Source organism: Streptomyces coryli (assembly GCF_011044975.1).
GTDB lineage: Bacteria > Actinomycetota > Actinomycetes > Streptomycetales > Streptomycetaceae > Streptomyces > Streptomyces coryli.
Window position 1 is genome coordinate 1 of sequence record NZ_JAAKZV010000316.1, and the last position, 7901, is coordinate 7901.

Below are 7901 nucleotides of genomic sequence, written 5' to 3' on the forward strand. Positions count from 1 at the left end.
GGGTGAGGGGCGGGTCGTAAGAGCCAGGTCGTCAGGCCTTCGGCGCCGTCTCCGGCTCCTCGCCGTCCGCCGCCTTCGGCGCCCGGACCACGACCTTGCCCGAGGACAGGTCTATCGGGCCGCGCCCCGGATCGGCGTCGCCGACCTGGTCCAGCGCCAGCGCGAGGCGGTTCTTCTCGTCGTTGGTGTGCTTGCGGCCGGGCGCGAAGAGCGTTTCGAGGATGTTGAACACTGCGGCCTCCCCGGCCATGGTGGTACGACGCAGTAACAACGGCCGGGTACGCACGATTGTTCCCCGCCTGCTAGAAAGCGGCCATGACCGCGGACCCCGCCTACGCCCCCGACGCCACCGACTGGCGCATCCTCGACGTCCTCCAGCGCAACGGCCGCGCCGGCTACGCCGAGCTCGCCCGCGCCGTGAACATGTCCGCCAGCGCCGTCACCGAGCGGGTGCGGCGGCTGGAGGAGGCCGGGGTGATCTCCGGTTACGCCGCCGTGGTGGAGCCCGAGCGGATCGGGCTGCCGATCCTGGCCTTCGTGCGGCTGCGCTATCCGAACGGGAACTACAAGCCCTTCTACGACCTCATCGACACGACGCCCGAGATCCTCGAGGCCCACCACGTCACCGGCGAGGACTGCTTCGTGATCAAGGTTGCCGCCCGTTCCATGCGGCACTTGGAGGAGGTCAGCGGCCGTATCGCCACCCTGGGCTCGGTGACCACCAGCGTGGTGTACTCGTCTCCGCTGACGCGACGGGCGTTGCAGGTCTGATGAGGAGGGTGGGGCCAGAGTGAGCGTGATCGAGGTGCTGCGCGGGGACGCGGGGCTCGAAGCGTGGCTGAAGGAGCTGGACGAGCGGACCGCCGCCGGCGACAGCGGCCCGGCACCCGCCCTGCCCGACCCCGTCGACCTCCCCGACCTGCTGCTCGATCTCTGGGTGCCGCACCCGGACGTCGGCGAGCTGGTCGCGCTGCGCGCCCGGCTCGACCGCGAGCCGGAGCTGCGGGCGCTGGTGGAGCAGGGTGCGCGCTCGCTGACGCACCGTATGGGCGAGGTGGAAGGCGGACCCGACGCGCCGCACCTGCCCGCCGAACTCGGCGCCGCCGGGCGCTACTTCCACGTCCTCGTCTACCTGGCCGCACTGCCGGCCGTCCGCGCGTACCACCGGGCGCACGGCGTCCCCGACGACGTATCGCGGCGGACGCTCGCCGACCTCGGCCGGCACATCGGGGTGACCCGCAGGCGTTACGGGGCCGGCGGCCTGGTCCACCCGAACTGGCTGAAGCTGCACTTCAGGGGCGAGATCTACCAGTTGGGGCGGTTGCAGTTCCAGCGCGCCCGGCTCGGCGAGCAGCTCGGCCGCGCGGTCGCCGACGCGGGCGGGCCGGCCGGGCCGGGGGACGCCGTGCTGTCCGTGCACATCCCGGACTTCGCCGGACCGCTCACGCCCGAGGCGTGCGACGCGTCGCTCGAGCAGGCCCGGGCGTTCTTCCCGCGGCACTTCCCCGACGAGCGCTACGCCGTCGCCGTCTGCTACTCCTGGCTGCTCGACGCGCAGCTCCCCGAGCACCTCTCCGAGCGCTCCAACATCGTCCGCTTCCAGCGCCGTTTCCGGCTGCTGGCCAACGACGGGGACGAGCCGAGCGACCGCTCCGCCGTGGAGTTCACCTTCGGGGACCCGGAGCTGCCGCATGCGGAGCTGCCGCGGCGGACGTCGCTGGAGCGGGCCATCGGCGATCACCTGCGGGCGGGTGGGCACTGGTTTGTGGGGCAGGGCTGGTTCGCGCTGTGAGGCGCTGAGGCCCTGCCCGCGTCGACGCCCTGCCCGCGGTGACTCCCTAACCGGCCAGCACCTCCACCAGCCGCGGGCAGAACCCCGCCGCATCGTCGGCGAAGCCCGTGTGCCCGCCCGGGAAGCGCACCGGCTGCAGCCCGAGCTCCTTCGCCAGCGCCTCCGTCGTGCGCTCGCACAGCTCCCCGCCCGAGTCCGCGCCGATCCCGAGCACGATGCGGCAGTCCGCCGCGCGCAGGGCGTCGAGGTCCGGCCGGAAGAGCGTCGTCGGGTACATCTCGTGCGTCATCCCGCGGCGCTCGTCGGCCACGTCCTGCGGCTCCTTCTCCCCGCCGAAGATCATCTCCAGCGCGCCCTCGGGCAGCTGGATGTTCGCCTGCTCCATGAACATCCGCCAGGCGCCGAGGGTGTCCCCGGACTCGTAGACAGAGATCATCTTCTCGGTCCCGGCATGCAGCTCCGCGCGGTCGGGGAGCAGCTCCACCAGCGGCGGCTCATGCGGGATGACGGTGTCCACCAGGTCAGGGCGGGCCTGGACGAGCGCCAGCGCGGTGACCGCACCGCCGCTGGAGCCGAAGACCGTCGCCGGGCCGCCGCCGACGTGCTCCAGCAGCCGGGCGAGGTCGTCGGCGCGCAGCTCCGGAGTGGAGTCCTGCCCCGGGTCGTCGAGCTCGCTGCGGCGGATGCCGCGCGGGTCGGTGGTGAGGACTTGGTATCCGGCGGCGGCGAGCAGATCGGCGAGCGGCGCGAAGGCGCGGGCGTCCATGGGGGAGCCGACGAGGGCGACGAGCGGGCCGGAGCCGCGGAGCTCGTAGTGGAGGCGGGCGCCGGGGACGGAGAGGGCGTCGGTGGTGACGGCGATGTGGTTCATTGGATACTTCCCTACCTGGTGAAGTGTTCTCGGTCGTAGAGGTGACTGACGCCGTGCCGCAGAGTCGTCGCACATGAGCGAAATTTCTCCGGAGGCCGCCACCGGCCCCGACCTGGACCGCGCGCGGGAAGGCGACGACGCCGCCTTCACCCGCCTCGTCGGCCCGCTCCGCCGCGAGCTGCACGCGCACTGCTACCGCATGCTCGGCTCCGCCCACGACGCCGACGACGCGCTGCAGGAGGCGCTGCTACGGGCCTGGCGCGGCCTCGGCGGCTTCGCGGGCCGCAGCTCGCTGCGTTCCTGGCTCTACACCGTCGCCACCCGCACCTGCCTGGACGCCGTCGCCGCCCGCGGCCGCCGGGCGCTGCCGGTGGACCTCGGCCCGGCGAGCGACCGGGCGGTGGCCGTGGACGCGCCGCGTACGGACGTGGCCTGGCTCGGCCCGTATCCCGACGCGGGCCTGGAAGGGCCGGCCGTCCCCGAGGCTCGCTACGAGCAGCGTGAGGCGGTCGAGCTGGCCTTCGTCGCCGCGCTGCAGCATCTGCCCGGCAATCAGCGGGCGGCGCTGGTGCTCTTCGAGGTGCTCGGCTTCTCGGCGGCGGAGATCGCGGAGATGATGGATACGACGGTGACCTCGGTGAACTCCGCGCTGGCGCGGGCCCGCCGGGTCGCGGCGGAGCGCATCCCGGACCGCACGCAGCAGCGGGTGCTGCGGGAGGCCGGCGACGCCCGTACCCGCGAGGTGGTGGCGGGCTATGCCGCCGCCCTGGAGCGCGGCGACGCGGACGCGCTGGTCGCGCTGCTCACCGAGGACGTCACCTGGTCGATGCCGCCGCTGCCGCACTGGTACCACGGTGTGGGGCCGGTCATGGACTTCGCGGTCCAGGTCCCGCTGGGCAGCTGCGGCGAGTGGCGGCACCGGGCGGTGAGCGCGAACGGGCAGCCGGCGGTGGCGTGTTACCTGCGGCCGTACGGCGATACGGGCCCGTACGACGCGTGGTCGATCACGGTGCTGTCGCTGCGCGACGGGCGGATCGCGGAGATCACGTCCTTCCTGGGGCCGGAGCACTTCACGGCTTTCGGGCTGCCGCCGCGGGTGGACTGACGTCCCGGAGGCTGGTCAGTGGTGGGTATCGGCGCGATGCTCAGGGCACGCCTCACCCACCAGGGGGACCGCCATGAAAGCCATCGCCCAGGACCCGTACGGCACGTCCGACGGCCTGGAGTTACGGGAGATCGACCGGCCCGAGCCCCGCGACCGCGAGGTGCTGATCCGGGTGCGCGCCGCCGGGGTGGACCCGAGCGTGCTGCACCTGATGACGGGCAAGCCCTACATCGCGCGCATCGCGCTGGGACTGCGCAAGCCGAAGAACCCGGTGCGCGGCTGGGACGTGGCCGGGGTGGTCGAGAAGGCCGGTGCGAAGGCCGCGGACTTCAAGCCGGGTGACGAGGTCTTCGGCAGCGGCGACGGCTCGTTCGCCGAGTACACCCGCGCCCGCGCCGACAAGCTGGCGCCCAAGCCCGCCAACCTCACCTTCGCGCAGGCCGCGGCCCTCCCGGTGTCGGGCGTCACCGCCCACCAGGCCCTCAGCGGCAAGGCCCGCCCGAAACCGGGGCAGCGGGTCCTCGTCATCGGCGCCTCCGGTGGCATCGGGTCGTACGCCATCCAGCTCGCCGTCTCGTACGAAGCCGAGGTCACCGCCGTCTGCGGCCCCGGCGCGGCGGACTTCGTCCGGTCGCTGGGCGCCGCGGACGTCCTCGACTACACCAGCCAGGAGATCACCGACAGCAAGCACCGCTTCGACATCATCCTCGACGCCGCGGGCAACCGCCCGCTGCCCCTGCTGCGCCGCGCACTCGCCCCGAAGGGCGTGCTGGTGATGGCCGGGGGCGAGGGCGGCGGCGACTGGTTCGGCGGCATGGGCCGCCAGCTCCGCGGCTACGCCCTCTCGCCCTTCGCCGGCCAGACCCTGAGCAGCCTGATCGCGAAGGTACGCCACGAGGACCTGCTGACCCTCAAGCGCCTGGCCGAGGCCGGCACGATCACGCCGGCGATCGACCGCACGTATCCCCTGGCGGAGGCCGTGGCCGCGATCCGGCATCTGGAGACGGGGCATCCGCGGGGGAAGCTCGTGGTGACTGTGTGAACGGGTGACGTGCGGTTGGGATGGACATCGGTCGCGTCGGGTTCGGGGATTCGGTCGCGCTCGAAAATCGAACACACGTATGATGTGGAGCTGTGAGCGACTACGAGTTTCCCGAGGAGCTGCTGCGGGCGAAGAAGGAATGGTTCGCCCTGGAGCGGCAGTTGGACGAGCTTCCGCTACGGCCGTGGACGGACAGCGAGGGGGTCGAGCACCGCACGGGGCGGGGCTGGACGCCCGATACGGCACGGCAGGAGATGGCGCTGCGGAAGCGGTTCCGCGAGCTGTCGATCGAGATCTCCATCCATCCGTACTGGGAGACGCTCAGCGGCGGGACAGTCGCCGCGCGCATGGCGCTTCGTGAGGCGGCGCTGGCGGAGATCGCGGAGGGGGGTGAGGGCCGGGGCGGTGCGGGGGAGCGTCCCGGCCCTGATGAGTGGGCGGCGGCGGTGCCTGAGCTGGCGGGGCCCGTGCTGGCGGGGCCGGTGCCGGCGGTGGCTGTGCCGGCGGTGAGGGCCGGCAATCCGTAGCAGCAGGTCACGTTGATCGGCGGGTGCGTGCGGCGGCCGGTGTGGCAGGCTCGTTGACATGTCTTCCGCATCGGTGCGCCGCGCCTTCCCCGCCCCCAAGGACGACCGGTTCTTCGAGGATTACGAGCCGGGCGCCGTCTACGAGTTCGGCAGCGTCAAGGTGACGGAGGAGGAGATCCTCGAGTTCGCGCGGCGCTTCGATCCGCAGATCTTCCACACCGATCCCGAGGCGGCGGCGAACGGCCCGTACGGCGGGCTGATCGCCAGCGGCTGGCACACGTCGGCGCTGTTCATGCGGCTGTACGCCGAGCACTTCCTCTCCGATGTCTCCAGCCTCGGCAGCCCGGGTGTCGATCAGCTGCGGTGGCGGCAGCCCGTACGGCCAGGGGACACGCTGCGGCTGCGGGTGGAGATCCTGGAGGCCCGTACGTCGAAGTCGAAGCCGGACCGCGGGATCGCGCGGATCCGGAGCGAGGTGCTGAACCAGGACGATGAGGTGGTGATGGACGTGACCGCCGCGAATCTGCTGCTGCGGCGGCATCCCGGGGCGCCGACGTCCGAAGAGGCCCCGACGTCTGAGGAGGCCCCGACGCCTGAAGAGACCCCCGATGCCTAAGGAACTCCAGATCACCGCCAGCGCCGCCGGCCACCCGGCCGCGCTCCTCGACCTGCCCTGGCAACTGCCCCTGGAGGACTGGCCGGACGAGCACCTGGTCAACCTGCCCCGCGGCATCTCGCGGCACGTCGTGCGCTTCGCCCGCGCCGGCGGCGAGGTGTACGCGGTGAAGGAGATCGGCGAGTGGGCGGCGGAGCGCGAGTACGGGCTGCTGCGCGACCTCGACCGGCTGGGCGTGCCCTCGGTCGATCCGGTGGCGGTGGTCACCGGGCGCACGGACCCTGCGGGTGCGGAGGACCTGGAGCCGGTGCTGGTCACGCGGCTGCTGCAGGGGTCGATGCCGTACCGGGCGATGTTCGAGACGACGATGCGGCCGTCGACCATACAGCGGCTGCTGGACGCCCTCGCCGTGCTGCTGGTGCGGCTGCACCTGGCGGGCTTCGCCTGGGGCGACTGCTCGCTGTCCAACACCCTCTTCCGGCGGGACGCGGGGGCGTACGCCGCGTATCTGGTGGACGCGGAGACGGGTTCGCTGCGGCCGCGGCTGAGCAACGGCCAGCGGGAGTACGACCTCGAGGTCGCCCGTATGAACATCGCCGGCGAGCTGATGGACCTGGAGGCGGGCGGCTCGCTGCACCCGTCGGTGGACCCGATCCGGTCGGGCCAGGAGATCGTCACCCGGTACGGGGAGTTGTGGCACGAGCTGACCCGGACCTCCGTCTATCCGGTCGAGAAACGCCACTACATCGACCGGCGGATCCGGCGGCTGAACGAGCTCGGCTTCGACGTCGCCGAGATGCAGATCCAGCGCTCGCCGGAGGGCGACGCGGTCACCTTCCTCCCCAAGGTCGTGGACGCCGGCCACCACCAGCGCCAACTGCTGCGGCTGACCGGCCTGGACACGGAGGAGAACCAGGCGCGGAGTCTCCTCAACGACCTGGAGACGTGGATGACGAGCCAGGAGGATTACGCGCCCGGGGATCCGCTCGGGGCGCGGCCCGAGGTGCTGGCGCACCGCTGGGTGCGGGACGTCTTCCGGCCGACGGTGCGGCTGGTGCCGCTGGAGTCGCGGGGGGAGATGGATCCGTCGCAGATCTATCACGAGCTGCTGGAACACCGGTGGTACATGTCGGAGGCGGCGGACCGGGATGTGGGGATGGAGGCGGCCGCGGCGGATTATGTGCGGACGGTGCTGGCGCGATGAGTTTTGGGCGGGGGCTGGGTCTACCGGGGTGACTGTTTGGTTGATGAGTCGCTGAGTCGCTGAGTTGTTGAGTCGTGAGGAGAAGGTGCGATGGGTACGCAGCCGCAGGTCCGGATCAAGGGCTTCGACCACCTGGTGCTGAACGTGGGGGACGTCGAGCGGGCCCTGGACTTCTACTGCGGCACGCTGGGCCTCGGCCCGGTCCGGGTGGAGGAATGGCGCGCGGGCAAGGTGCCCTTCCCCTCCGCGCGGATCAACGCGGAGACGATCATCGATTTCTTCAGCCGCCCGCGCACGGAGTCGAACGTGGACCACATCTGCCTGGTCGTCGAGCCGCTGGACTGGCAGCAGGTCGTCGACTCCGGCGCCTTCGACGTACTGGAGGGTCCGGTGGGCCGGTTCGGCGCCCGCGGCGAGGCGCAGTCGATCTACGTGAAGGACCCGGACGGGAACGTGGTCGAGCTGCGCTGGTACCCGCAGGACGCAGCGCACTGACGCTTCCGCCGACCGCCGGGGCGCGCCCGTGTGTTCGCCCGTACGCGCCCCGCCGGTCACTTCCGCCACACCTTGGCGTCTGACACTCTCCAGGAATCGTCAACTCGACTTCTGGAGCCGCCGGATGACTGATCCCGCTACGTCCTCCACGCCCTCGGTCCGCCGCTCGCGCCGCAGCCTGCTCGGCGCCGCCGCGGCCACCGCGCTCGCCCTCCCGCTGGCGAACGCCGCCCCCTCCTCCGCCGCTTC

General features: G+C 72.1%; 10 protein-coding genes. 8 read left to right on the forward strand and 2 right to left on the reverse strand.

Annotated elements, in window-relative coordinates; all coding sequences use genetic code 11:
• Window positions 1-31: 31 nt before the first annotated feature.
• Complete coding sequence (locus G5C51_RS37680; protein WP_165244682.1) at window positions 32-232, reverse strand: DUF6191 domain-containing protein; 201 nt, start codon at window positions 230-232, stop codon at window positions 32-34.
• Between the two features lie 83 nt (window positions 233-315).
• Here G5C51_RS37680 and G5C51_RS37685 point away from each other — a divergent pair, with 83 nt between their 5' ends.
• Entirely contained in the window at window positions 316-771 is a 456-nt protein-coding gene (locus G5C51_RS37685; RefSeq protein ID WP_165244684.1) for an Lrp/AsnC family transcriptional regulator, read from the forward strand.
• 19 nt (window positions 772-790) lie between these two features.
• Window positions 791-1792, forward strand: coding sequence for an acyltransferase domain-containing protein (locus G5C51_RS37690; RefSeq protein WP_338118450.1), 1002 nt, complete (start codon window positions 791-793; stop codon window positions 1790-1792).
• A gap of 46 nt (window positions 1793-1838) precedes the next feature.
• Here the strand turns inward: G5C51_RS37690 and G5C51_RS37695 are convergent, their stop codons facing one another.
• A complete protein-coding gene (locus tag G5C51_RS37695) occupies window positions 1839-2663 on the reverse strand; it encodes an alpha/beta fold hydrolase (protein WP_165244686.1) in 825 nt (274 codons plus the stop codon).
• 73 nt (window positions 2664-2736) lie between these two features.
• On the opposite strand from G5C51_RS37695, the gene G5C51_RS37700 reads away from it, so the two are divergent.
• The 6 genes from G5C51_RS37700 (at window position 2737) to G5C51_RS37725 (ending at window position 7652) form a co-directional block, all read left to right on the forward strand.
• On the forward strand, window positions 2737-3768 hold the full coding sequence (locus G5C51_RS37700) for a sigma-70 family RNA polymerase sigma factor (RefSeq protein ID WP_165244688.1): 1032 nt from the start codon (window positions 2737-2739) through the stop codon (window positions 3766-3768).
• A 73-nt stretch (window positions 3769-3841) separates the two neighbouring features.
• Window positions 3842-4810: an NAD(P)-dependent alcohol dehydrogenase gene (locus tag G5C51_RS37705; RefSeq protein WP_165244690.1), complete on the forward strand. Its 969-nt coding sequence runs from the start codon at window positions 3842-3844 to the stop codon at window positions 4808-4810.
• A 92-nt stretch (window positions 4811-4902) separates the two neighbouring features.
• Entirely contained in the window at window positions 4903-5337 is a 435-nt protein-coding gene (locus G5C51_RS43870; protein ID WP_276617708.1) for a hypothetical protein, read from the forward strand.
• 58 nt (window positions 5338-5395) lie between these two features.
• A complete protein-coding gene (locus G5C51_RS37715) occupies window positions 5396-5953 on the forward strand; it encodes a MaoC family dehydratase (RefSeq protein ID WP_165244692.1) in 558 nt (185 codons plus the stop codon).
• Window positions 5946-7157: a DUF4032 domain-containing protein gene (locus G5C51_RS37720; RefSeq protein WP_165244694.1), complete on the forward strand. Its 1212-nt coding sequence runs from the start codon at window positions 5946-5948 to the stop codon at window positions 7155-7157. The genes G5C51_RS37715 and G5C51_RS37720 overlap by 8 nt, the downstream gene beginning before the upstream one ends.
• A 90-nt stretch (window positions 7158-7247) precedes the next feature.
• Entirely contained in the window at window positions 7248-7652 is a 405-nt protein-coding gene (locus G5C51_RS37725) for a VOC family protein (RefSeq protein WP_165244696.1), read from the forward strand.
• Window positions 7653-7901 lie beyond the last annotated feature (249 nt).